Raw genomic sequence first — 496 nt, 5'->3', positions numbered from 1 at the left:
ATCGCCTCCATCGCTTGCTTCAGCGTCGGCCCCGGCGTCACATAATGCGAATTGGCGTAGATGCGGATCGTGTCGAGGCTCGCCACCTTCTTGCCGGTCAGCGGATCGAACTCGACGATATCCTCGATCTCATCGCCGAAGAACGACACGCGCCAGGCGGTGTCGTCATAATGCGACGGGAAGATTTCCAGCGCATCGCCGCGCACCCGGAAATTGCCGCGCTGGAAGGCGGCATCGTTGCGCTTATACTGCAGCGCGACGAGCTTGCGCACGATCTCGCGCTGGTCGACGGTCTGGCCCTTCTTCAGGTCGAAGATCATCGCCGAATAGGTTTCGACCGAGACGATACCGTACAGGCACGACACCGAGGCGACGATGATCACATCGTCGCGTTCAAGCAGCGAGCGGGTGGCGGCGTGGCGCATCCGGTCGAGCGCCTCGTTGGTCGAGCTTTCCTTCTCAATGTACGTGTCCGAGCGCGCGACATAGGCCTCGG

1 pseudogene is annotated in these 496 nt (G+C 61.7%); it reads right to left on the bottom strand.

Going from position 1 to position 496, the window contains the following annotated elements:
- Positions 1–496, bottom strand: a pseudogene (locus tag AACY49_RS30500) (excinuclease ABC subunit B); the annotation flags it as partial.

Source organism: Pseudomonas sp. EL_65y_Pfl2_R96 (assembly GCF_963970905.1).
Taxonomy (GTDB): Bacteria; Pseudomonadota; Gammaproteobacteria; order Pseudomonadales; family Pseudomonadaceae; genus Aquipseudomonas.
The sequence above is the reverse complement of the archived record's forward strand: the minus strand, read 5'-3'. Positions and strand labels throughout refer to the sequence as shown.